This is a genomic window from Shinella daejeonensis (assembly GCF_024281235.1).
Classification (GTDB): domain Bacteria; phylum Pseudomonadota; class Alphaproteobacteria; order Rhizobiales; family Rhizobiaceae; genus Shinella; species Shinella daejeonensis.
Genome location: NZ_JAHWXY010000001.1, coordinates 324,808 through 347,613, shown reverse-complemented (window position 1 = coordinate 347,613; position 22,806 = coordinate 324,808). Strand labels below are relative to the sequence as shown.

Sequence of the window (22,806 nt, the reverse complement as noted above, 5' to 3'; positions counted from 1 at the left end):
AGGAGCACTGACACCATGATCAAGTTTGCTGGTTTCGGCCGGACTCTCGCGGCGACCCTCATCGTTTCGGCGAGCCTTGCCGGTGCGGTCAAGGCGCAGGACGTGACCGACGAACAGATCCAGTCCGCCCGCAGTGCGATCGATGCGCTGAATGCGACGATCAATTTCGACAATATCCTGCCGAGCATTGCCGAGCGGCTGAAGGCGACCCTGATTCAGGCCTCGCCCAATCATGAAGCCGAGATCAACGCGGTCGTCGACGAGCAGGCCCTGACGCTGGCGGCGCGCCGTGCCGACCTCGAGCGGGAAGCCGCCACGATCTACGCCAAGACCTTTACCCAGGACGAACTGAAGGCGATCGGCGATTTCTACGGTTCGGCGGTCGGCAAGAAGCTGCTGAAGGACGGACCGATCGCGACCCGCGAACTGGTGAAGGCGGCCGAAATCTGGGCTTCCGGCATCCAGCGCGATCTGGCCACCGAAAGCGAGAAGAAGCTTCAGACCGTTCTCGGGGCCGATGCCGCGCCGGCGCCGGAGCAGCAGCAGTAGGCCAAATCCGGCGCGGGCCGTCTTTTCCGGCCCGCCACCTGTCGGGCATGGGCGCGTTCCGCGCGTTCTTCGAGTTTCATCGTGTCGTTATTCAAGGCTTATGTCCCGGAAGAACTGCTTGCGCAGCCCCGGTTTCACGAGTGTCTGACGACCTCCGTCGAGTCGCTTCTGGCCACGCATCGCGAAATTCCGCGCGAGGTCCGCTATCTGGCCGACCTGCGCAAATGGCTGTTGAGCCAGGCGATCTTCGTTCTGCATTTCGAGCACAAGGGCGATCCGGCCTGCCCGCCGATTTCGCCAAGCGCGCTTCTGCGGCTTCTTTCCGGCACGGTGATTGCCAGCCGTAATACGGTGATTGCCAGCCGTAATACGGTGATCGCCTTTCTCGGCGAGCTTGGTTATTACCGGCTTATCGAGCCTGCGGCGGCAGGCGACCGTCGCCGCAAGGCCTTCGTCGCGCCGCCGCACAGCGAGGATCTGATCCGCCGCTGGTATGGAACGCATCTTCATGCGCTGGATGTCATGGACGGCGGCGCAAGAGCAGCGGCGCTCGACGCCAGTCCCCATTTGATCGACCGGGCTCAGCCTGCAATGGCCCGCCTGCTTCTGGCCGATGCGGGCTGGTACGACCCGCCCTGTTCGGTCGGGCTTTTCACGCGGGCGGAATCGGGCAGCAACGTCATTCACGATCTCGTGTCACGGGCGCCATGGCGATGGGGCGGCGAACGGGTTCCCGTCGGACCGGTGAGTTCCAACGGCATTTCGGGTCGATATCTCATCTCCCAGAGCCATACGGCGCGCATCCTTGCGCGGGCGCGCGATGCGGGGCTGATCGGCTGGGACAGGCCGGGAAACCGCGGGGACTGCTGGGTCTCGCCGCATCTGGTGGAGGATTATCGTCGCTGGCAGGCGCTGAAGTTCGCGGCGGTCTCGAAAAGCTTTCGCATGGCGCAGCAGGCGCCGGCCGGCTAAAAACCGCGCCGGCGCCTTTCCCGGCTCCAGATCACTCGTGGAGCGTATAGCTGCCGAGTTCGCAGAGGTTCTGCGTGTCCGTGGTGGTGTCGAGGTCGGAATCCTCGGTGAATTCGAAACGCATATCGTATTGGCAGACCCGGCGGCCGTCGGCGATGGTGATCTCCATCGTTTCGCCCGGATTCAGGATCTGGTTGCCGAACACATCATCCTCCCAGTCGTCGGTCCCGACCGGCGAGGTATAGAAGTGGGTCAGGATCGACTGGGTGCCGTTCTTGAGCGTGAAGGTGAGATCGTCGGCATGCGCCGGGACGGCAAACATCGCGACCACAGCCGAGGCGATGGCCGACAGTTTGAAAATATTCATATCTATCATCCGGTTAGCCCATTATTGAGCGTAGCAGTTCTAAGCGAAGAAGTCGGCGGACGTAAACAGCAAAGGTGACGCCGGCATTACCCATTTCTGGCCCGATCGGTCGCGGTTGTGGCGGGCCGGGGCAAGACGGCCTTTTCCTTTTGCCCGGCCAGTCCCTATATCTGTGGTCGACAGGCCGGATTCGGCCGCCGCCTTCATCCGGACCGGACCGGTCCACCTCGTTTCCGGGAGATCATCCATGACCGCATATGATTACGACCTCTTCGTCATCGGCGGAGGCTCGGGCGGCGTGCGCAGCGCGCGGCTGGCTGCATCGATGGGACGGAAGGTGGCGATCGCGGAGGAATTCCGCTACGGCGGCACCTGCGTCATTCGCGGCTGCGTGCCCAAGAAGCTCTATGTCTATGCATCGCAATTCTCCGAGCATTTCGAGGATGCCGCCGGTTTCGGCTGGCAGGTCGGCGAAAGCCGCTTCGACTGGAAGGCGCTCGTCGCGGCCAAGGACAGGGAAATCGCGCGGCTGGAGGGGCTTTATCGCAAGGGGCTGGACAATGCCGGTGCGACCATTCTCGAAAGCCGGGCGGTCCTGACGGGTCCCAACAGCGTGAAGCTGCTGGCGACCGGAGAAACGGTGACCGCGGAGCGCATCGTGATCGCCGTCGGCGGTCATCCGACGCCGCACCCGGATCTGCCGGGTCACGAGCACTGCATCACCTCCAACGAGGCTTTCGACCTGCCGGAGCTGCCGAAGTCGATCCTGATCGCCGGCGGCGGCTATATCGCGGTGGAATTCGCCAATATCTTCCATGGCCTCGGCGTCGAGACGACGCTGATCTATCGCGGCAAGGAGATCCTCTCGCGCTTCGATGGCGACATGCGGCGCGGACTGCATGCGGCCATGGAGGCGAAGGGAATCCGCATCCTGTGCGAGGATGTCATCAAGGCGGTGACGCTGACGGACGACGGCCGGCGCCTGGCGGAAACGAAGACCGGCGACACGCTCGCCGTCGATCAGGTGATGCTGGCGCTCGGGCGTGCGCCGAATACCGCGGGTCTCGGCCTGGAGGCGGCGGGGGTGAAGACAGATGCGCGCGGTGCGATCCTCGTCGACGATTATTCGCGCACCAATGTCCCCGGCATCTTCGCGCTCGGCGATGTCACCGATCGCGTTCAGCTCACCCCGGTCGCCATTCATGAGGCGATGTGCTTCGTGGAAACCGAACTGCGCGGCAACCCGGTCTCGCCCGATCACGACCTGATCGCGACGGCGGTCTTCTCGCAGCCGGAGATCGGCACGGTCGGCCTGACGGAAGAGGCGGCGGCCCAGGCTCACGCGGAACTGGAGGTCTATCGCGCCGAGTTCCGCCCGATGAAGGCGACGCTTTCGGGGCGGGCCGAAAAGACGATCATGAAGCTGATCGTCAATGCCGCCGACCGCAAGGTCGTGGGCGCGCATATCCTCGGCCATGACGCGGGCGAGATGGCGCAGCTTCTCGGCATCTCCCTCAAGGCCGGCTGCACCAAGGACGATTTCGACCGCACCATGGCGGTGCATCCGACGGCGGCGGAAGAACTGGTGACGATGTATCAGCCGAGCTATCGAATCCGCGACGGCGAGCGGGTTTGAGCCGCCGGACGCCGGAACTGCGGCTATGCAAGACACTCCGAAGGGTCTATAAGCCCGCATCTTCAATTGCAGGAGGCGCACGCTTGCGGTCGGGCGCCTGAGGACAGGTGAGTAGAATGGCACAGAATTGGACCCCGAGCAGCTGGCGGGACAAGCCCATCCAGCAGGTTCCGGAATACCCCGATCTCGCCGCGGTGGCGGCGACCGAAGAACGCCTTGCGAAATACCCGCCGCTCGTTTTCGCGGGCGAGGCGCGCCGCCTCAAGACCGCGCTTGCCAATGTGGCCGAGGGCAACGGCTTCCTGCTCCAGGGCGGCGATTGCGCCGAGAGCTTCGCCGAGCATGGCGCCGACACGATCCGCGATTTCTTCCGCGCCTTCCTCCAGATGGCGGTTGTCCTGACCTTCGGCGCGCAGCAGCCGGTGGTGAAGGTCGGCCGTATCGCGGGTCAGTTCGCCAAGCCGCGTTCCTCGCCGATGGAAAAGCAGGGCGACATGGCGCTGCCGTCCTATCGCGGCGATATCATCAACGGTATCGAATTCACGGAAGATGCGCGGATCCCGAATCCGGAACGCCAGATCATGGCCTATCGCCAGTCGGCGGCGACGCTGAACCTGCTGCGCGCCTTCGCCATGGGCGGCTACGCCAATCTGGAGAACGTGCATCAGTGGATGCTGGGCTTCGTCAAGGACTCGCCGCAGGCCGAGCGCTACCGCAAGCTTGCCGACCGGATTTCCGAGACGATGGACTTCATGAAGGCCGTCGGCATCACCTCGGAGAACAATTCGAGCCTGCGCGAGACCGATTTCTTCACCAGCCATGAGGCGCTGCTGCTCGGCTACGAGCAGGCGCTGACGCGCGTCGATTCGACGTCGGGCGACTGGTATGCGACGTCCGGCCACATGATCTGGATCGGCGACCGCACGCGCCAGCCCGACCATGCGCATGTGGAATATTGCCGTGGCATCAAGAACCCGATCGGCCTCAAGTGCGGCCCGTCGCTGACCGGTGACGGCCTGCTGGAACTGATCGACCTGCTGAACCCGGCCAATGAGGCGGGCCGGCTGACGCTGATCTGCCGTTTCGGCCATGACAAGGTGGCGGAGAACCTGCCGCGCCTCATCCGCGCCGTCGAGCGGGAAGGCAAGAAGGTCGTCTGGTCCTGCGATCCGATGCATGGCAATACGATCACGCTCAACAACTACAAGACGCGGCCCTTCGAGCGGATCCTGTCGGAAGTCGAGAGCTTCTTCCAGATCCATCGCGCCGAGGGCACGCATCCGGGCGGCATCCATATCGAGATGACCGGTAACGACGTGACCGAATGCACGGGCGGGGCGCGGGCGCTGTCGGGCGACGATCTCGCCGACCGTTACCACACCCATTGCGATCCGCGTCTCAATGCCGATCAGGCGCTGGAACTCGCCTTCCTTCTTGCCGAGCGCATGAAGGGCGGACGCGACGAGAAGCGCATGGTGGTGAACGGCTGATCGTCTTTCGTTCACCTTCTGATCCTTCGATCAGGTAAAATGATCCGAAGGTTCAGAAAACCGGATTTGACAGGACCGGGCCGGCTGATGAAGCTGGCCCGGTTTTCTTTTGGGAGGGGCCATGGAAGAGCATCACGGACAATGTCTGTGCGGAGCGGTGCGGTTTCGCACCTTCGGGACATTGCGCGCGGTCATCGCCTGTCATTGCAGCCAGTGCCGGCGGCAGACGGGGCATCATTATGCGGCGACCAATGTGCGCGACGATGAATTTTCGGTCGAGGGCGGAGAGAATGTCACCTGGTATCGGGCAAGTGCGGCGGCGGGGCGGGGATTCTGCCGTGTGTGCGGATCGGCCCTGTTCTGGAAGGCTGACGATCTCGACTACACGTCGATCCTGGCCGGAGCCTTCGACGGGCCGACAGGACTGACGATCGGCTATCATATCTATTGCGCCGACAAGGGCGACTATTACGATATTCCGGCCGATGCCGAGCAATATCCGGCGGGCCGCCCCTGACCTGCCAGCCGCGATGACCTGGAAATACGTCTGGAACAAAGAGATAGAGCGGTTCTGCCGAACCTGTGAAAACCGGAACCGCCCTATTGTACCAGTGCCGGCCGCCGGCATTCCGCGCCGGTGACCCGTATATCGGCCTCCCCGATGCGCACGCCGACGACCAGCAGAAGATTATAGACCAGTTCGTCAAGGGCCGGCGTGACGGAACCGAGCGTTGCGGCGAGCGCCGACGTCACGGCTTTCGGCGTGCCGAGGGTGAGGATCAGCACATTCACGTCGAGATCGAGATTGTCGAGCAGGGTCCTTGTGACGGAGGTCAGCGCGTGACGGGTCGAGACCGTCTTCACGGCGCCTGCCGAAATCTCCGTTGGAGTGAAGGATATTCGCGAACGCGTCATGTTCTTCGCCTCCACATGGGCGATCGCGTCGATCGAGAGGAGCAGGGAATCGACGATTCGCGCCTTTTTCACCCGCGCCTCGCTGGAGAAGTCCGACAGGACGGACGGATCGACCTTTCCGATTGCGATCTCGGCAAGGCCCGGCACGGCATCGATGGAAACGCCGGCGTTATGCGGGCTCCCGCCAAGACAGCGGATATCGGCAAGCCTCGCCTCCGAGGCCGCGACCTCGATATAGAGCGGCAGCTTGATGCGCAGGCCGGCGAGCAGCGACAATCCGTCAATGCCGGCTTCCACCGAAAGACGCGTCTGGGCGCTCCTGACGGCGCTTCCGGGGGCGCCGAGGCGGTGGGCCGGCGTTTCGACGGGCGGCTCGCCGATCGCCAGCCGGATTGTGGTGGTGGCGATGCCGGGAAGGAACGCGCCGACATCGAGGCTGATCTGTTCGGAACCGTTGGCAAGGCCTGCGGCGGCCGAGATGATCTGGAGGACGTTCACGGACATGGCCCAGTCGCCTCCGGAGGTGATCGCCAGTCCCCGTTTCGGATCGATGTTGAGCAGGTGCGAAAGCGGAAACGTCGTGCGGCTGCCGGCGGTCGCCTGCTCGATTGCGCGTAGCGCCGAGCGGACGGGGCCGGACAGGCCCGTTACGCCGCGCATGACGCCCGCCAGTTGCGGGACGGTCAGGTCGGCTGCCAGAACCTCGTCGTAGGTTGCGGCCGTCAGGTCGAGATCGGCGGCGACGGCCTTGAGAAACGGGTGAACGGCGATGTCCGCGTCGATGAGGGCGCGATAGTCCATGAGGTTCAGCGAGAGCGTCGTGCCGAGCATCTCGCCGAGAAGCGCGTTGAGCAGCCCGGCATTGAGGCTGGCAAGGCGCGTGCCGACGGAAAAGGCCGCGACCTTCTGGCGGGCGGCGACGCCCGTCGCGGCGAGCATGGGAGGCTCGGCATTGAAGAAGGTGGCGATGAAGAGATCGGCCCGGCGGCTGAGGTTTACGCGCGCCGCGTCCGCGTCGGCCCCGGCCGGCGTGAAGCGATCCGCCGGATCGATGGCCGGATCGGCGATATAACGGCCGCGTTCGACGTAAGCGGTGGCGGTATCCGTGAGCCCGCCCGGCACGCTTTCCGGCGGGATGACACCGCCGCCGGGACGAAGGACGCTGACGGGCTCGCCGTTGTCGGCGAAATGACGGGCGACCGCCTCTTCCGCCGTCGAGATGCGCGCGGCGGCGGCGATGGCGGCAAGGTCGGCGGAGGCCTGCAACCGGCGCTGTTGCAGCGTCAGGTAGCCATAGTCGACGCCGAGTGCGGTGGAAAAGACCATCAGCGGGAACGTGAGGGCGGCGAGCGTGCCGATGTTGCCCTCACGGGCCGGAAGGAGGCGGGAAAGACGGAAGCGATGGACGAACGGATGCGGCATCGTCAGATCCCCCCGATGCGGATCGTCGCATAGCGTTCGATCCGTTCCTGCGGCAAGGCGAAGGTGAAGAGGTTCCAGATCGGCAGGTCGCCCGAGTCATAGGCGATGCGGACGGTGAACTGGTCGGGATTGTTCGGGTCCTCCGCGACGGTGACCTGCATCTTGCGCCGGTCGATGAAGCTGTAATCGAAGCCGGAGGCGTCGAGATAGCGGTTGACGAGCTGGACCCGCTCCCCGGCGTCGAGCCCGGCGACGGCGGTGCGTGCGGCGTCGGCGGCGATCTGCTGTACCGAGTGGGTGACGCTCAGGTAGACGCCGTAGGCGATCAGCGTGAAGAGGGCGAGGAAGAAGAGCGGCGCGACAATCGCGAATTCCAGCGCCGATGTGCCGGAACGTTCTTTCATCAGGCGGGACAAGGCATGCATGACATTTCCTCCCTGGAATTGTCCGAGAGCGAAGCATTTCCCGTACCGTGTCGATGACGGATACAGCCTGATGGTGTCCCGAGAGTCTTAATTTCTCCTTTAGATTGTATTTTTTAGGAATACAGCTATTGCTTGCGCCTGTGGTGTAACGGACTTGAGGGATCGGCCTATGTCAGACGCCGGCTTCGGCGACGTCGGCATGGGACGTGAAGAAGCGCTCCAGTCCTTTCTGCCTGCCGAACAGGATATCGTGCTGGAGCAGGCGGAAATCGTGCACCAGCGGATCGACCGATTTCTTGCGTGCCCAGTCCTGCTGGGTGTCGCCCTTGTCGCCAATCAGCAGGTAGCGGTCGATCACCCGGTACTTCTCCCGCAGATCGCCGAGGAAGCCGGTGTAATAGGGGTGCTCGAAGCCGGTGGCCGTCAGGATATAATAGGGCAGGAAGGCGGGGCTGACCGGGCCGACGTCCTTTTGCGCGCCGCCGCGGTTCGACCAGATGACGAGCGGGGTCTCATGCTCCCGCGTCATCTGTTCGGGCGTGCCCTTGCGCGAGGCGGTGACGCCGGGCATGAAACCGGTGTTCCTGTAGACGGTGTTGAGGGGCGGGAGGTGATCGCCGAAGGTGACGATAATCGTTTCACGGTCACGTGTAGCGGCCCAGTCCATCAGCATCTTCAGACTGTCGTCCGCCTCTTTCACGCCCTGGGCATAGGTGGCGAGCATCTGGCTGTCGCGGGCGTCGAGACCGCCCTCCACCGTGATGGTGTTGCGGGCATAACGGCCGGCCTCATAGGGGCCGTGGCCCTGTAGCGTTACGGCGAAGAAGAAGAACGGCGCCTTCTGCCTGTCCGCCTCGCGGATGATTTCCCGGGTCAGCGCCTCGTCCGAGACGAATTTTCCGCGCTTTTGAAGCGGCGGCATGGCGTCCGAATCCCGGAAGGTCTCGAAGCCGAGGGCCTCGTAGACGTTCGTGCGGTTCCAGAACCAGCCACGGAAAGGGTGCATCGCCTGCGCGCTATAACCTTCGGCGCGGAAGAAGGTGGCGAGCGAGGGGAGCGGATTGCGGATATATTGCTGATAGGGAATGCTTCCGGTCGGCAGGAACGCATTGGAAAAGCCGGTCAGCGCCTCGAATTCCACATTGGCGGTCAGGCCGCCGAATTCCGGAGAGAAGACGCCGCCGCTCAGGTTCTCGCGCAGAACCGGCATCGGATCGGGCGCAAGCGTCATGCCGTCGAGCCGGGTCGGATCCCACAGCGATTCGCTCATGACGACGATGACGTCGGGTTTGGAACGGTGCGAGGTTCCGGCGGGCAGCAGCTTTGCGGGAATAGCGTCGATGGCGGCGGTCGAATAGCCCGCCGGCGCATGAACATTCGCCATGGGCAGATTGATGGCGAAGGCCATGGTGAAGCCGTTATGGCGGTAGTTTTCGGCCTGGTCCCAGAGGATCGGATAGACTTTCATCCTGTCGCGGACCCAGGAGAAATGGTTGTAGTCCATCACCGAGACGAAGCCGGCGAGAATCGGAAGCGCGATGACGAGCCGCAGCAGCCGTTCCGTACGGGTGAGCGGCCGGAAATGCCGCCAGGCGAAGACCCACAGGAAGACAAGGGCGACGCATGCGACGACGACGCCTAGGCCGAGCGCCAGCGCCGTCCACGGCCGGTCCTCGATGAGGACGGGCAGCAGTTCGACGATCTGCCAGCCGAACAGCAGGTCGGTCGGATAGAGCGGGTCGGTCAGGAACACCTGCTTCTGCTGCGAGACGACGCCCATCAGCAGGACGAGCGGCGAGACGAGCAGAACCGCTTTGTGCTGCCGTCCGATCAGCGCGTCGATGGCGAGATAGAGCAGAAAAAAGACGCCGAGCGTCGTCCAGCCGGGCTGGTTGGGATTGGTCAGGAAGCCGTAGGTCTCGCGTAGCGAGCCGCGGGTGATCCATTCGATGCCGATGACGGTGAGAAGGGAAAGAAGAATGGAGACTGCAAGGGAGCCGAGGACGGCAACGCTGCGGGCGTGGCGCTGGAGAAAGCCTGCTTCACCGCCGTTTTCGAGCGTGATCGTCTCGCTCGTGGCGACTGCCGTCGTCTGGGAAGTCCAAAGGGCCAATGCCGTCTCCGGATCGTTACAAAACTGTCATTTGAATGTCATTGAACTGTCATAAAGGGGGCGTGTTGAACAGGGGATGAACGGTTTTTAAACGCTTCATGCGGCCGATCCGTCATTCGGACCGCATCGCCACGTTCATCGGCTGACGCATTTCCAAAAGCCGCCGCATGCTCTAAGGAGCGTGTTGCCGGCCGCTACGACGGCTTGGCGCCGGCCAAGGATGGAGACGGTCGCGGACATGATTTCAGACGCTGAAAAGACGACGCTGCGCATCGCGGTCGCGCAATTGAACCCGACGGTGGGCGATATCGCCGGCAATCTTGCAAAAGCCCGCGCCGCCCGCGCCGAAGCCGCAGGGCAGGGCGCGGACCTGCTGCTTTTGACGGAACTCTTCCTGTCCGGCTATCCGCCGGAGGATCTGGTGCTGAAGCCGGCTTTCCTCCACGCCTGCCGCGGCGCGCTCGATGCGCTTGCCGCCGACACGTCCGATGGGGGCCCCGGCGTCATCGTGGGCTTTCCCCGCCGGGATGAGACCGGCCGCTACAATTCCGTCGCGGTGCTCGATGGCGGCGAGATCGTCGCCGTGCGGGACAAGGTGGACCTGCCGAACTACGGCGAGTTCGACGAGAAGCGTGTTTTCGACGAAGGCGCGATGCCCGGACCGGTCAACTTCCGTGGCGTGCGCATCGGCATTCCGATCTGCGAGGACCTGTGGGGGGATCTCGGCGTTTGCGAGACGCTGGCGGAAAGCGGTGCGGAAATCCTGCTGTCGCCGAATGGTTCGCCCTATTATCGTGGCAAGGTCGACGTGCGCCATCAGGTCGTGCTGAAGCAGGTGATCGAGACGGGCCTGCCCGTTCTCTACGCCAACCAGCTCGGTGGGCAGGACGAACTGGTGTTCGACGGCGCGAGCTTCGCCTTCAACACCGACAAGACGCTCGCCTTCCAGATGAGCCAGTTCGAGGAGACCGTCGCGCTCACCACCTGGAGGAAACGCGGCGAGGGCTGGGTCTGCGACCGGGGGCCGATGGCGCATATCGCCGAACGGGAGGAGGCCGACTATCGCGCCTGCATGCTCGGCTTCCGCGATTATGTGAACAAGAACGGTTTCCGAAGCGTCGTGATCGGCCTGTCGGGCGGTATCGATTCGGCGATCTGCGCGGCCATCGCGGTGGATGCCCTCGGCGAGGAGCGGGTCCGCTGCGTCATGCTGCCCTATCGCTATACTTCGGAGGAATCGCTCAAGGACGCGGCCGATTGCGCCCGCGCGCTCGGCTGCCGCTATGACATCGTTCCGATCGAGGCGCCGGTCGCCGGCTTCCTGTCCTCGCTGGCGGAACTGTTCGAGGGTACGGAAACGGGCATCACCGAGGAGAACCTGCAAAGCCGCGCGCGCGGCACCATCCTCATGGCGATCTCCAACAAGTTCGGCTCGATGGTGGTGACGACCGGCAACAAGTCGGAGATGTCGGTCGGTTACGCCACGCTTTACGGCGATATGAACGGGGGCTTCAATCCGATCAAGGACCTCTACAAGATGCAGGTCTATGCGCTGTCGCGCTGGCGCAACGCGCATATGCCGCCGGGCGCCCTCGGGCCGACGGGCGAGGTCATTCCGCAAAACATCATCGACAAGGTCCCCTCCGCCGAATTGCGGCCCAACCAGACGGACCAGGATTCGCTGCCGCCCTATCCCGTCCTCGACGATATTCTCGAATGCCTTGTGGAACTGGAGATGAGCACCGAGGACATCGTCGGGCGCGGCCATGACGAGGCGACCGTGCACCGTATCGAGCATCTGCTCTATATCGCCGAATACAAGCGCCGCCAGTCCGCTCCCGGCGTGAAGATCACCAAGAAGAATTTTGGCCGCGATCGCCGTTATCCGATCACCAACCGTTTCCGCGATCGCGGTTGATCCATGCGAAGCTCCGTCGAGATCCATGATATCGCGATCGGCCGGACGCAGGTCGTGTGGCGGACGGAGCGGCTGCTGGAAGCGCCGAATTTTTCACGGGACGGCCGCTTCCTCGTCGTCAACGGCGACGGACTGATCTATCGGCTGCCGATCGATGGCGGCGAGCCGGAGCGGATCGATACGGGTTTCGCCACCCGCTGCAACAACGATCACGGGCTGTCGCCCGACGGCCGCCTGCTGGCGATCACCGACAAGGCCGAGTTCGGCCAGGCGGCGATCTACGTGCTGCCGGTCGAGGGCGGCACGCCGCGTCCGGTGACGCCGAACCGGCCGTCCTACTGGCATGGCTGGTCGCCCGACGGTTCGCAGATCAGCTATTGCGGCATCCGCGACGATGTCTTCGATATCTACACGATCGCCGTCGATGGCGGCGAGGAACGCCGCCTGACCTTCGGCGAGGGCCGCAACGACGGGCCGGACTGGTCGGCGGACGGAGAATGGATCTATTTCAACTCCAGCCGCACCGGCCGCATGCAGATCTGGCGCGTGCGCCCCGACGGCAGCGCCCCGACGCGCATCACCGACAGCCCCTATGGCGACTGGTTCCCGCATCCTTCGCCGGACGGGCGCAACCTTCTTGTGCTGTCCTATGATGGCGACGTTTTCGATCATCCCCGCGACCTCGACGTGCGCTTGCGTCTCATGGACATGAATGGCGGCGACGACCGGGTGCTGTTCACGCTTTTCGGCGGGCAGGGGACGATGAACGTACCGAACTGGTCCCCCGACGGGCGTCGCTTCGCCTATGTGCGCTACGCGCCCGTCCCGCGCTGAAACGGGGTTCGTCGCGGGCCGGTGCGATCAGTTGACGCCGGCGGGATGGCGGAGATCGATGGAGGACGTATCGGCCGGCAGAAAGACCGGACCGACGATGCGGACCTTCCTTGCGTCCGGATCGTAGGCGCGCTCGACAACCGGCGCGGGCGGCGAGGCCGGCATGTCGTCCTGCGCTACGGCTTCCGGCGGCAACGTGCCGCGGACATGCGTGATGGAACTGTGGTTTCCGGCGGGCGCGTCTTCCCCCTTCAGCGCCTTTTCGCGCCGGATCATCTCCCGATGGTAGGCGCCCAGATTGCAGCCGCAGGTATCCGGCCGGGAAAGGTCGCGGGTGCGGTAGGCAAAGGCGTTGGGCAGTTCCGAATAGCGGCGACCCGTGACGCTCGACGTCATCTGTTCGGTTCCCTGCATACCGGTCAGCGGATGATAGAAGAGTTCCGTTTCGGTCTGCGGGCACATCATGGCGCAGACCTGCTGGTCGCGGCGGAAATCGAGCGGGGTCGCGCCCGAGGAGATCGGAAAGAAGCCGCCGTCGCAGGTGCGCACGCAGACGGTGCGCAGGTTGCCGTGGCCGCGCGGCGTGCCGAGCGGGCGCAGACCGAGACGGTCGCCGCCTTCCGGAAGCATGCCGAAGCCCTGGCCGTTCTTTCCCTCGTCGGTGAGCGCGCGGAGGGTCTCGGTGGTCGCCGCCGGCATCACGTCGACCTTTCGTTCGTTGCAGCGGCCGGTTTCCAGCGCGGCGAGAAGCCGGGTGCGCCGGCCGTTGTTCGACTTTCCAGCGGCCAGTTCGCGCCGCTTGCTGTCGAGGACCTGGAGGTTGCGCTGCATCCGGTCGGCGGCGTCGGCCAGCGTGCCGCAGGCCGCTGCGTTGCGGCCGCCGAAGACGACGATGCTGCCGCCGCTGCAACCAAGCCGGCGCATCTGGTCCTTCGCCTTGCGCAGCTGGATATTCTGACGGGCGATGGCGCTGGCATATTTGCGCGCGCCCTTCGTATCGGCGACGACACGAGGCAGGTTGGCGAGTTCGGTCCGGAGGCGGTCGCAACGGTCGGCCATCGCCGCATCGCCCCACAACAGCAGCGGCAGGCAGGAAAGACCGGCGATGACGAGGCGGGCTGCCGCTCTCACGTTACGAACCCCGATGGCAGGACTGGATGATCCCCGCATGATAGGCCCGGCAACGCGCAAAGCAACATTCTCCCGCATTCGTGATTAACGTTTGCGGGAGAACGAATGGATCAGGCCGTCGGGTTGGAAGCCTCGACGACGGCGAGCGCGGCCATGTTGACGACACCGCGCGACGTGACGGACGGCGACAGGATATGGGCGGGCATGGCGGCCCCGAGCAGGATCGGCCCGACATGCAGGCCGTCCGTCATGCTCTTGACCACGCCGAGCGTGATATTGGCCGCATCGAGGTTCGGGAAGACCAGCAGATTGGCCTCGCCCGTCAGCGTCGTGTGCGGCATGACGCGCTGGCGCAGCACTTCGGAGATCGCCGAATCGCCATGCATCTCGCCGTCCGCCTCCAGATCCGGCGCCGCCTCGCGCACCAGTTCCATCGCCCGGCGCATCTTGAAGGCGCTGACGGAATCACGGGAGCCGAAATTCGAATGCGAGACGAGGGCGGCGCGCGGGGTGATGCCGAAGCGACGGATCTCGCGGGCCGCCATCACCGTCATCTGCGCGACCTCCTCGGCCGTCGGGTCGAATTTGACATAGGTGTCGGTGAAGAAGGTGGCGCCGCGCTGCGAGATCAGCAGGCTCAGCGCCGAGAAATCGAGCACGCCCTCGCGCTTGCCGATGATCTGGCGCACATCGCGCAGATGTTTGGCGTAATGGCCCTCGACGCCGCAGATCAGCGCATCGGCCTCGCCGCGCCGGACGGAGAGCGCGCCGATGACGGTCTGGTTGGTGCGCACCACGGTGCGGGCGGCCTCGGGGGTGACGCCCTGGCGTCCGACGATGCGGAAATAGTCGTCCACATAGTCGCGGTAGCGGGGGTCGCCCTCGGGGTTCACGACCTCGAAATCCGTCTCGGGACGGATGCGCAGGCCATAGCGCTTCAGCCGGGTCTCGATGATCTGCGGCCGCCCGACGAGGATCGGCCGGGCGATGTCCTCCTCCAGCAGGACCTGCGCGGCGCGCAGCACCCGCTCGTCCTCGCCTTCCGCGAAGATCACGCGGTTGCGCGTGGCCTTCCTGGCGGCGACGAAGATCGGCTTCATCAGGAAGCCGGAGCGCCAGACGAAACGGTTCAACTGGTCGAGATAGGCGTCGAAATCGGCGATCGGCCGCGTGGCGACGCCGCTTTCGGCCGCCGCGCGGGCCACCGCCGGCGCGATGCGCAGGATCAGCCGCTGGTCGAAGGGCGAGGGGATTAGATAGTTCGCGCCGAAACTCGGGGTATCGCCGCTATAGGCGCGGGCGGCGACGTCGGAAACCTCCTCGCGGGCGAGCGCGGCGATCGCCTGGACCGCCGCCATCTTCATCTCCTCGTTGATCGTGCGGGCGCCGCAATCGAGCGCGCCGCGGAAGATATGGGGGAAGCACAGGACGTTGTTGACCTGATTCGGAAAATCCGAACGGCCGGTGCAGATCATGGCGTCCGGCCGGACGCTGCGGGCCAGTTCCGGCATGATCTCGGGGGTCGGATTGGCAAGCGCCAGGATAAGCGGATTGTCCGCCATGCGCTGCAACAGCTCCGGCTTGAGCACGCCGGCCGCCGACACGCCGAGGAAGACATCGGCCCCGTCGATGGTCTCGGAAAGCCGGCGCTTGTCGCTTGCCTGCGCATAGACGGCCTTCCATTCGTCCATCAGTTCTTCACGGCCCTGATAGACCAGACCCTCGATGTCGTGGACCCAGATATTGCCGATCTTCGCACCCAGCGAAACGAGCAGGTTGAGACAGGCGATGGCCGCCGCGCCGGCGCCGGAGGTGACGATCTTCGCCTCGGAAAGGGACTTTCCGGCCAGCCCCAGCCCGTTGAGGACCGCGGCCGCCACGATGATCGCGGTGCCGTGCTGATCGTCGTGGAAGACGGGAATGTCCATCGTCTCGCGCAGGCGGCGTTCCACCTCGAAACATTCCGGCGCCTTGATGTCTTCCAGGTTGATGCCGCCGAAGGTGGGTTCCAGCGCCGATATCACCTCGACCATCTCGTCGACCGTGGGGGCGTCGATCTCGATGTCGAAGACGTCGATGCCGGCAAACTTCTTGAAGAGCACCGCCTTGCCCTCCATCACCGGCTTGGAGGCGAGCGGGCCGATATTGCCGAGGCCGAGGACGGCCGTGCCGTTGGAGATGACGGCGACGAGATTGGCGCGGGCGGTGTAATCGGCGGCCGCGTTCGGATCGTCGCGAATCGCCAGGCATGGGGCCGCGACCCCCGGAGAATAGGCGAGCGCCAGGTCACGCTGGTTGCCGAGCGGCTTGGTCGGGTTGATTTCCAGCTTGCCGGGGCGTGGATGGCGATGGAAGAACAAGGCCTGCTGGTCGATATCCCCGCTGGTGGGAACCGGATTTCCCCTGGATTTGTCGCCCGTACTCATCGTCTCCTGCCACCTTTCATGATCATCGGCTCTTCCTCGCATGGAAGCGTCCCTACGTGAAGCCGCCCAAGGTTAAATCCGCAAATGGCCGCTCTTGCAACGGCCGTGCCGCCGATGTCGGCGGGCCGGTTGTCATCTTCCTGAAACAGGACTCTGCTTTTCAGGCCGCAAGGCCGCCTTTGCCGGCGGCGGAAGCCCGAGGGAGATGCCCGATCATGACCGTGACCCCCGTCGTTCCCGATGTCCGCCACTTCCGCACGCTGTTCATCTCGGACGTGCATCTGGGATCAAGGGCGGCGCGGGCGGATTTCCTCATCGATTTCCTGCGTCATCACGAGGCCGAGACCATCGTGCTCGTCGGCGACATCGTCGACGGCTGGCGACTGAAGCGGAACTGGTACTGGCCGCAGGTCTGCAACGATGTGACCCAGAAGCTGCTGCGCAAGGCGCGCAAGGGCACGCGGATCATCTATATCCCCGGCAATCACGACGAATTCCTGCGCGATTTTCCCGGCGTGCATTTCGGCGGCGTCGAGGTCGCGCAGAGGATCATCCACGAGGCGGCCGACGGGCGGCGCTATCTGGTGCTGCATGGCGACGAATTCGACGTGGTGGTGCGTCATGCCCGGGTGCTCGCCTATCTCGGCGACTGGGCCTATGATCTGGCGATCGGCCTCAATATCGCCTTTGCGGCGGTGCGCCGCCGGCTCGGGCTGCCTTACTGGTCCTTTTCCTGCTGGGCCAAGCAGCAGGTGAAGACGGCGGTCAATTTCATCGGGGCGTTCCAGCAGGCCGTGGCCGATGAGGCGCGCCGCCACGAGGCGGACGGCGTCATCTGCGGTCATATCCACCACGCCGTCATCGCGGACATCGACGGCATCCGCTATATCAACACCGGCGACTGGGTGGAGAGCTGCACGGCGATTGCCGAGCACCAGGACGGACGGATGGAACTGATCACCTGGCAGAAGGCGACCGAGAGGCCGGAGGATATCGACGGCGAAACGAAGGCGCTGACGTCCATCCTGCGCGCCAAAGCTGCCTGACCGGAACCGCCAGACGTCAAAAATTGCGGGACGACGGGGCTTTCATCGGTTCGTTCGGTGACAGAGCGCCGGCAAGCCGGTATGAGAGACCTCAGGTTTTATCCGCAGCCGGGAAGATGCAGAAGATTTGAGCGCCGCAGCCCAGAGCCAGGCCGACATCGCGAGCGAGACGCTGCCGGACGGCGCGGGAGAGGTATGGCGCCTTTCCGGCGACTGGACCAATGCGACCGCCATCGCCATCCGCAAGCGGCTGGCCGATACGGCCGCAAACGGCGGCAGGCTGGAAATCGACCTCAGCGGCGTCCGCGCCATGGATACGGCCGGGGCATGGCTGTTGCGTCGCGCCATCGGGAAGCGGCGCGAAGGCGGCGGCGAGGTGCATCTCACGCCGGGCGATAACGGTCGCTACGCTGACCTTATCGCGGCGCTGCCGGAGCGGCTTTCGGAACCGAAGGCGGACCGGCCGGCCTATGATACGCGCTTCCAGCAGCTGTTTTCGCCACTCGGCGAGTTGATGATGGCGATCTGGGACGATGTCGTGGCGGCGATGTTCATCCTCGGCTCCGCCGTGCGCGGCGCACAGCTCAAGCTCGGCCGTCAGAGCGCTGTTTCACCGGCGGCCATCGTGCATCAGATCGACCGCATGGGCGTGCGCGCCGTTCCCATCATCACGCTGATGTCCTTCCTGATCGGCGCGATCATCGCACAGCAGGGCGCATTCCAGCTGCGCTATTTCGGGGCCGAGGTCTTCGTCGTCGATCTCGTCGGCATCCTCCAGTTGCGCGAGATCGGCGTGCTGTTGACGGCCATCATGATCGCCGGACGCTCCGGCAGCGCCATCACCGCCGAAATCGGCTCGATGAAGATGCGCGAGGAGGTGGACGCGTTGAAGGTGATGGGGCTCAGCCCCGTCGGCGTTCTTGTCTTCCCGCGCCTTGTCGCGCTGACGGTGGCGCTGCCGCTTCTCACCATCATCGCCAATTTCGCGGCGCTGTTCGGCGCGGCCGTGGTCGCCTGGTCCTATTCGGGGATCACCTTCGAAACGTTCCTGTCGCGCCTGCGCGAGGCGGTCGATCTGTCCACGGTGCTCGCCGGCATGATCAAGGCGCCGTTCATGGCGCTGATCATCGGCATCGTCGCCTCGGTGGAGGGGCTGAAGGTGGGCGGCAGCGCCGAATCGCTCGGCCGCCGGGTGACCGCATCCGTGGTGAAATCGATCTTCGTCGTCATCCTCATGGACGGGCTCTTCGCCATGTTCTATGCCGCGATCAATTTCTAGGGGAGGCGGTATGGAGGCGAGCGGGACGCAACAGGACGAGGTGATGCTGTCGGTCAAGGACCTGACGGTCGGGTTCGGCAGCAACATCGTGCTCGACAAGCTCAACCTCGATATCTATCGCGGCGAGATCCTCGGCTTCGTCGGAGCGTCCGGCACCGGGAAATCCGTGCTGATGCGCACCGTGCTGCGGCTTTTGCCCCGCCGCGGCGGCACGATCCGCATCTTCGGCATCGACTTCGACAAGGCGAGCGAGGAAGAGCGGCTGCGTCTCGATATGAAGCTCGGGGTGCTGTTCCAGCACGGGGCGCTGTTTTCCGCCCTGACGGTGCGCGAGAATATCCAGGTGCCGATGCGCGAATATCTCGACCTGCCGCAAGACCTGATGGACGAACTGGCGCGGCTGAAGATCGAACTGGTGGGGCTTGCGCCGGAGGCGGCGGACAAGTTTCCTTCCGAGCTTTCGGGCGGCATGATCAAGCGGGCGGCGCTGGCGCGTGCGCTGGCGCTCGACCCGGCGCTGGTGTTCCTCGACGAGCCGACGTCCGGCCTCGATCCCATCGGCGCGGCGGAGTTCGACGACCTGATCGCCAAACTGCGCGACACCCTGGGATTGACCGTGTATATGGTGACACACGATCTCGACAGCCTGTTTTCGGTCTGTGACCGCATCGCGGTTCTCGGACGGAAGCAGGTTCTGGTCGAGGGAACGATCGAGGACATGCTGGCCTGTGACGATGCCTGGGTGCAGTCCTATTTCCAGGGCAAGCGCGCCCGCTCCATCGTGCGCGACGCCCGAGATGCGTCCTTGCCGGCCTCAAGGCCGCTGACGGATGAAAACGCGGGATAGCCGGAACCATGGAAACCAAAGCCAACTACGCCCTCGTCGGTTTTTTTACCGTCCTCGTCATCGCCGCCGCTTTCGGCTTCGTCTACTGGATGTCGCAATACGGCCGGGGCGGTGAAATGGCCTCTCTGGCGATCCGCATCCCCGGCTCCGCCAACGGCCTCAGCATCGGCTCGCCCGTGCGGTTCAACGGCATTCCGGTGGGTTCGGTGCGCAGTCTGGCGATCGATCCGAACGACCCGCGCTTTTCGGTGGCGTTGACCGAGGTCTCGACGACCGCGCCGGTCAAGAGCTCGACCACCGCCGTTCTTGAAGTTCAGGGGCTGACCGGGGCCGCCTATGTCGAGCTCAGCGGCGGCAACGCCTCCGATCCCAATATCCTGCAACAGGCCATCGAAACGGAGACGACGGCGGTTCTGGAAGCCCAGCAATCCGGCGTCACCAATATCCTTGCGACGGCCGACCGGATCCTGCGCAAGGCGGACGACGCCATTTCCGATCTCCAGGGCTTCGTCAAGGACGCGCGCCAGCCGCTCACCAATACGATCCGCAATGCCGAGAACTTCTCCGGCGCGCTGACCCGCAACGCCGCCAATATCGATGCCTTCCTGAAGAGCGTCGGCGGCCTTTCGGATACGTTCAACGGCCTGTCCGGCCGGCTCGACAGCACGCTTTCCGCCGTCGAGACGCTGATCAGGTCGGTCGATGCGAAGAAAGTCGATCACGTCGTCTCCAATGTCGAGAAGGTGACGAGCGATCTTGCGGATGCGTCAGGAGAGGTCCGGGAAACGATCGAGGGCATTCGCCGCACCGCGGCGACCTTCGACACCTTCGGCAAGAGCGCCAGCGCCACGCTCGACCGGTTCGATACGCTGATCGCCGCCGTCGATACGCAGAAGGTGAGCGGCGCCGTCGACAATATCTCGGTCGCCAGCGCGGACGCCCGCAAGGCGATCGCCTCCGTCACCGGTGTCGCCAACCGGATCGGCGCGCGGGAGGAGGATATCGACGCCATCATCTCCGACACGCAGCAGATGACCAACAAGCTCAATGCCGCGTCGAGCCGCGTCGACGGCATTCTCGCCAAGCTGGACGGCTTCCTCGGCGAGGGCGATTCCGAATCGCTGTTTGCCGAGGCGAAGGCGACGCTCCAGTCGATCAAGCAGGCGGCCGACACGCTGAATGCCCGAATCGGTCCGATCGCCGAAAATCTCCAGCGCTTTTCCGGCAGCGGACTGCGCGATGTCGAATCGCTCGTTTCCGATACCCGCCGCACCATCCAGAATCTCGATAGCGCGATCTCGGGGTTCGAACGCAACCCGCAACGCCTGATTTTCGGGGGCGAGACGGTGAAGCAGTATGACGGACGGACACGGCGGTGAGCGGAACCGGCGGGCGCCCGTCCGCATTCATCCGCGCGGGGCTTGGCGATTGGTTGAAATTGTCCTAACCCTTCATGGTTGCCGGGAGCGGAATGCAGCGGCGACTGCCACACAGGATTGCAACGGGTTCGAGAAAACATGACGGCATCGGTGAGGCAGTGGTGGCGGAACAACGCGATGTCGCGTCCGGCTGTCATGGCCGCCCTCGTGGCGGCGCTGGCGGGTTGCGCCGGCGGGCAGGCGCGTAACGACACGTTCGGGCTTTCCGGCGTGGGCGAGATTTCCGGGCCTTCGGCGCGGAACCGGCAGATTCTCGTGCCGCAGCCTTCCGCATTGAAGGCGCTCGACAGCGAGCAGATCGTCATCCGGCCGACGGCCGCGGAAATCCAGTATCTCGCCAGTTCGCAATGGAGCGACAGCCTGACGAAGATGGTTCAGGCGAAGCTCGTGCAGGCCTTTGAAAACAGCGGCCGGCTCGGCGGCGTCGGCAAGCCGGGCGAGGGGCTCGCCATCGACTATCAGGTGGTGACGGACATCCGGGCCTTCGAGGTGCGGATGGGCGGTCCGGCCACGGCAATCGTGGAGATTTCGGCCAAGCTGCTCAATGACCGCAACGGAACCGTCAGGGCGCAGAAGGTGTTTCGCGCCACCGCGCCCGTGCGGGGTTCCGGCAATGCGGCCTTCGTGAAAGGGCTCGATACCGCGTTTCAGGCGGTGGTCGCCGATATCGTCGGCTGGACGCTGGCGTCGATCTGATCGATCCGGCCTTCGCGGCAAACGGAAAGGGGCGCGCCGCCCAGGAGCATTTCCGGACGCAAAACCGCTTCATGCTTTTGCTGGAAATGCTCCTGGGCGGCGCGCCCCTTTTGCGTCAGGCGTCGTCCTGGGCGCCCTGGATGGCGGATACCTTCCAGTCGCCGCCGTTACGCCGCAGGAAGGTCCAGGCTTCCACCGATTCCGTAAGCCTGTCTGGATCGCCGGAGACGAGTGCGCCGGAGGTCCGGTCGCGCATCACATCGATGCTTTCGTAACGCATGGCGACGGTGGCGTATTCGTCGTCGCCTTCGCGCCAGGCTTCGGCGACGTCACCCTGGACGAGGTGGATGTCGCGCACTTCGTTGCGCAGGCCCTGCGTGGCGTTGTCGCCGATTTCCTCGGCGAGATAGGACATGGCTTCCGGTGTCGTGAGCTGGCGCAGCAGGCGGAAGTCTTCGCTCGCATAGGCGGCCTGGACCTCCTTCAGCATCGTCTCGAAACGGTCGAGATCCTCCGGGCCGATGCCGATCTCGTCGCCGGACGCGGCTGCCGGGGCCGGCGTCTGGCGGTTGCCGCCGATGCGCGGGATTTCAAAGCCTGGAGCGTTGCCGCCGGCGGCTGTACGCGCATGGGCGCTTCCGGCATAGGCGGGGGTGTTCTGCCGGGCAAACAGGCGGCGAAGCGCGATGAACAGGCCGGCGACGAGCAGCAGCTGCACGATTAGCCCGAGGAAGCCGAGACCGCCGCCAAGGCCGTGTCCGAGCAGCATGCCGACGAGACCGCCGAGCATGAGGCCGCCGAGAAGCGATCCGCCCAGGCCGCCAAGCAAGCCGGAGCGCTGGGTGGCGCCGGCGGCGTTGCGGCCCGCGGCGGGCTGTGCTGCTTGCTGGCCGGGTTGCTGGCGCGTCATGGTCCGGTCGATCGGCTGTGCCGGCGTCGGCGCCGTGCGCGTCGTCGACGGTGTCGAGAATGTGCGGCTGCCGCGACTGCCGAAACCGCCGCCGCCCCGGCGGGCTTCCGCCACGTCCACCGTCGTCACGATCACCATGAGCGCCACCGAGAGCATGGCCAGCACGCGCCCAAAGCCTTGTATGAAAATCATTTCCGCCCCTTTGTTACCCGGTTTTCCGATAGGTCCCCGGCATATAGAGAATACCGCCGCGAATTATAAGGGCGGCCGGTGAAATATGCGCGGCTGGTTTGCCAGCTTGGCCGGGCAGGAGGCGAGCGAGCGGCCCCATGAACGGAAACGGCCGCCCGGAGGCGGCCGTCGATCATCGTTTTTCAAGCGCTTCCCGGGA

The 22,806-nt window shown here is 64.7% G+C and carries 19 protein-coding genes; 12 read left to right on the top strand and 7 right to left on the bottom strand.

The window, feature by feature from the left end:
* The first annotated feature begins 15 nt into the window (after positions 1 to 15).
* Together KYK29_RS01675 and KYK29_RS01670 are read left to right on the top strand one after the other, a co-directional pair.
* Positions 16 to 549 (top strand): DUF2059 domain-containing protein, encoded by a 534-nt coding sequence (locus tag KYK29_RS01675; protein ID WP_254689111.1) that lies wholly within the window; start codon positions 16 to 18, stop codon positions 547 to 549.
* An 81-nt stretch (positions 550 to 630) separates the two neighbouring features.
* Complete coding sequence (locus KYK29_RS01670; protein ID WP_254689110.1) at positions 631 to 1,521, top strand: hypothetical protein; 891 nt, start codon at positions 631 to 633, stop codon at positions 1,519 to 1,521.
* Positions 1,522 to 1,552: 31 nt separating this feature from the next.
* Here KYK29_RS01670 and KYK29_RS01665 read toward each other — a convergent pair whose 3' ends face one another.
* Positions 1,553 to 1,888 carry a hypothetical protein gene (locus KYK29_RS01665; protein ID WP_254689109.1) on the bottom strand — a complete coding sequence of 112 codons (336 nt, stop codon included), beginning with the start codon at positions 1,886 to 1,888 and terminating at the stop codon, positions 1,553 to 1,555.
* Between the two features lie 247 nt (positions 1,889 to 2,135).
* Between KYK29_RS01665 and gor the strand changes: the two genes are divergently transcribed.
* From gor to KYK29_RS01650, 3 genes are all read left to right on the top strand, one after another.
* On the top strand, positions 2,136 to 3,524 hold the full coding sequence (gene gor, locus KYK29_RS01660) for a glutathione-disulfide reductase (protein WP_254689108.1): 1,389 nt from the start codon (positions 2,136 to 2,138) through the stop codon (positions 3,522 to 3,524).
* 116 nt (positions 3,525 to 3,640) lie between these two features.
* A complete protein-coding gene (locus tag KYK29_RS01655; protein ID WP_254689107.1) occupies positions 3,641 to 5,014 on the top strand; it encodes a class II 3-deoxy-7-phosphoheptulonate synthase in 1,374 nt (457 codons plus the stop codon).
* Between the two features lie 121 nt (positions 5,015 to 5,135).
* Positions 5,136 to 5,531 (top strand): GFA family protein, encoded by a 396-nt coding sequence (locus KYK29_RS01650; protein ID WP_254689106.1) that lies wholly within the window; start codon positions 5,136 to 5,138, stop codon positions 5,529 to 5,531.
* 83 nt (positions 5,532 to 5,614) lie between these two features.
* On the opposite strand, the gene KYK29_RS01645 is transcribed toward KYK29_RS01650, so the two are convergent.
* The 3 genes from KYK29_RS01645 to KYK29_RS01635 form a co-directional block, all read right to left on the bottom strand.
* Entirely contained in the window at positions 5,615 to 7,351 is a 1,737-nt protein-coding gene (locus KYK29_RS01645; RefSeq protein ID WP_254689105.1) for a pilus assembly protein TadG-related protein, read from the bottom strand.
* Between the two features lie 2 nt (positions 7,352 to 7,353).
* Positions 7,354 to 7,776: a TadE/TadG family type IV pilus assembly protein gene (locus tag KYK29_RS01640; RefSeq protein WP_254689104.1), complete on the bottom strand. Its 423-nt coding sequence runs from the start codon at positions 7,774 to 7,776 to the stop codon at positions 7,354 to 7,356.
* 172 nt (positions 7,777 to 7,948) lie between these two features.
* Positions 7,949 to 9,841 carry an LTA synthase family protein gene (locus tag KYK29_RS01635; protein ID WP_254690051.1) on the bottom strand — a complete coding sequence of 631 codons (1,893 nt, stop codon included), beginning with the start codon at positions 9,839 to 9,841 and terminating at the stop codon, positions 7,949 to 7,951.
* 286 nt (positions 9,842 to 10,127) lie between these two features.
* On the opposite strand from KYK29_RS01635, the gene KYK29_RS01630 reads away from it, so the two are divergent.
* Together KYK29_RS01630 and KYK29_RS01625 are read left to right on the top strand one after the other, a co-directional pair.
* Positions 10,128 to 11,807 (top strand): NAD+ synthase, encoded by a 1,680-nt coding sequence (locus KYK29_RS01630; protein WP_254689103.1) that lies wholly within the window; start codon positions 10,128 to 10,130, stop codon positions 11,805 to 11,807.
* Positions 11,808 to 11,810: 3 nt separating this feature from the next.
* Positions 11,811 to 12,641 carry a TolB family protein gene (locus KYK29_RS01625; protein WP_254689102.1) on the top strand — a complete coding sequence of 277 codons (831 nt, stop codon included), beginning with the start codon at positions 11,811 to 11,813 and terminating at the stop codon, positions 12,639 to 12,641.
* Between the two features lie 27 nt (positions 12,642 to 12,668).
* Here KYK29_RS01625 and KYK29_RS22525 read toward each other — a convergent pair whose 3' ends face one another.
* Positions 12,669 to 13,772, bottom strand: a complete 1,104-nt coding sequence (locus KYK29_RS22525; RefSeq protein WP_254689101.1) for a DUF2865 domain-containing protein — start codon at positions 13,770 to 13,772, stop codon at positions 12,669 to 12,671.
* A 110-nt stretch (positions 13,773 to 13,882) separates the two neighbouring features.
* On the bottom strand, positions 13,883 to 16,198 hold the full coding sequence (locus tag KYK29_RS01615) for an NADP-dependent malic enzyme (protein WP_254689100.1): 2,316 nt from the start codon (positions 16,196 to 16,198) through the stop codon (positions 13,883 to 13,885).
* A 215-nt stretch (positions 16,199 to 16,413) separates the two neighbouring features.
* Here KYK29_RS01615 and KYK29_RS01610 point away from each other — a divergent pair, with 215 nt between their 5' ends.
* The 5 genes from KYK29_RS01610 (at position 16,414) to KYK29_RS01590 (ending at position 21,505) form a co-directional block, all read left to right on the top strand.
* On the top strand, positions 16,414 to 17,244 hold the full coding sequence (locus KYK29_RS01610; protein WP_367880961.1) for a UDP-2,3-diacylglucosamine diphosphatase: 831 nt from the start codon (positions 16,414 to 16,416) through the stop codon (positions 17,242 to 17,244).
* A 127-nt stretch (positions 17,245 to 17,371) separates the two neighbouring features.
* On the top strand, positions 17,372 to 18,523 hold the full coding sequence (locus tag KYK29_RS01605; protein ID WP_437437208.1) for an ABC transporter permease: 1,152 nt from the start codon (positions 17,372 to 17,374) through the stop codon (positions 18,521 to 18,523).
* 10 nt (positions 18,524 to 18,533) lie between these two features.
* Positions 18,534 to 19,370 (top strand): ABC transporter ATP-binding protein, encoded by an 837-nt coding sequence (locus tag KYK29_RS01600; RefSeq protein ID WP_254689099.1) that lies wholly within the window; start codon positions 18,534 to 18,536, stop codon positions 19,368 to 19,370.
* A gap of 8 nt (positions 19,371 to 19,378) precedes the next feature.
* On the top strand, positions 19,379 to 20,749 hold the full coding sequence (locus KYK29_RS01595) for an MlaD family protein (protein ID WP_254689098.1): 1,371 nt from the start codon (positions 19,379 to 19,381) through the stop codon (positions 20,747 to 20,749).
* Between the two features lie 177 nt (positions 20,750 to 20,926).
* Complete coding sequence (locus tag KYK29_RS01590) at positions 20,927 to 21,505, top strand: ABC-type transport auxiliary lipoprotein family protein (protein WP_254689097.1); 579 nt, start codon at positions 20,927 to 20,929, stop codon at positions 21,503 to 21,505.
* Positions 21,506 to 21,620: 115 nt separating this feature from the next.
* On the opposite strand, the gene KYK29_RS01585 is transcribed toward KYK29_RS01590, so the two are convergent.
* Positions 21,621 to 22,607: a Tim44 domain-containing protein gene (locus KYK29_RS01585; protein WP_254689096.1), complete on the bottom strand. Its 987-nt coding sequence runs from the start codon at positions 22,605 to 22,607 to the stop codon at positions 21,621 to 21,623.
* Between the last annotated feature and the right edge of the window lie 199 nt (positions 22,608 to 22,806).

Excerpts from the sequence above, each read along its gene's own strand:
- KYK29_RS01585 (WP_254689096.1), bottom strand. The coding sequence starts at position 22,607 with ATGATTTTCATACAAGGCTTTGGGCGCGTGCTGGCCATGCTCTCGGTG.
- KYK29_RS01675 (WP_254689111.1), top strand. The coding sequence starts at position 16 with ATGATCAAGTTTGCTGGTTTCGGCCGGACTCTCGCGGCGACCCTCATC.
- KYK29_RS01650 (WP_254689106.1), top strand. The coding sequence starts at position 5,136 with ATGGAAGAGCATCACGGACAATGTCTGTGCGGAGCGGTGCGGTTTCGC.
- gor (WP_254689108.1), top strand. The coding sequence starts at position 2,136 with ATGACCGCATATGATTACGACCTCTTCGTCATCGGCGGAGGCTCGGGC.
- KYK29_RS01590 (WP_254689097.1), top strand. The coding sequence starts at position 20,927 with ATGTCGCGTCCGGCTGTCATGGCCGCCCTCGTGGCGGCGCTGGCGGGT.
- KYK29_RS01655 (WP_254689107.1), top strand. The coding sequence starts at position 3,641 with ATGGCACAGAATTGGACCCCGAGCAGCTGGCGGGACAAGCCCATCCAG.
- KYK29_RS01610 (WP_367880961.1), top strand. The coding sequence starts at position 16,414 with ATGACCGTGACCCCCGTCGTTCCCGATGTCCGCCACTTCCGCACGCTG.
- KYK29_RS01600 (WP_254689099.1), top strand. The coding sequence starts at position 18,534 with ATGGAGGCGAGCGGGACGCAACAGGACGAGGTGATGCTGTCGGTCAAG.
- KYK29_RS01625 (WP_254689102.1), top strand. The coding sequence starts at position 11,811 with ATGCGAAGCTCCGTCGAGATCCATGATATCGCGATCGGCCGGACGCAG.
- KYK29_RS01595 (WP_254689098.1), top strand. The coding sequence starts at position 19,379 with ATGGAAACCAAAGCCAACTACGCCCTCGTCGGTTTTTTTACCGTCCTC.
- KYK29_RS01630 (WP_254689103.1), top strand. The coding sequence starts at position 10,128 with ATGATTTCAGACGCTGAAAAGACGACGCTGCGCATCGCGGTCGCGCAA.
- KYK29_RS01645 (WP_254689105.1), bottom strand. The coding sequence starts at position 7,351 with ATGCCGCATCCGTTCGTCCATCGCTTCCGTCTTTCCCGCCTCCTTCCG.
- KYK29_RS01615 (WP_254689100.1), bottom strand. The coding sequence starts at position 16,198 with ATGAGTACGGGCGACAAATCCAGGGGAAATCCGGTTCCCACCAGCGGG.
- KYK29_RS01665 (WP_254689109.1), bottom strand. The coding sequence starts at position 1,888 with ATGAATATTTTCAAACTGTCGGCCATCGCCTCGGCTGTGGTCGCGATG.
- KYK29_RS01640 (WP_254689104.1), bottom strand. The coding sequence starts at position 7,776 with ATGCATGCCTTGTCCCGCCTGATGAAAGAACGTTCCGGCACATCGGCG.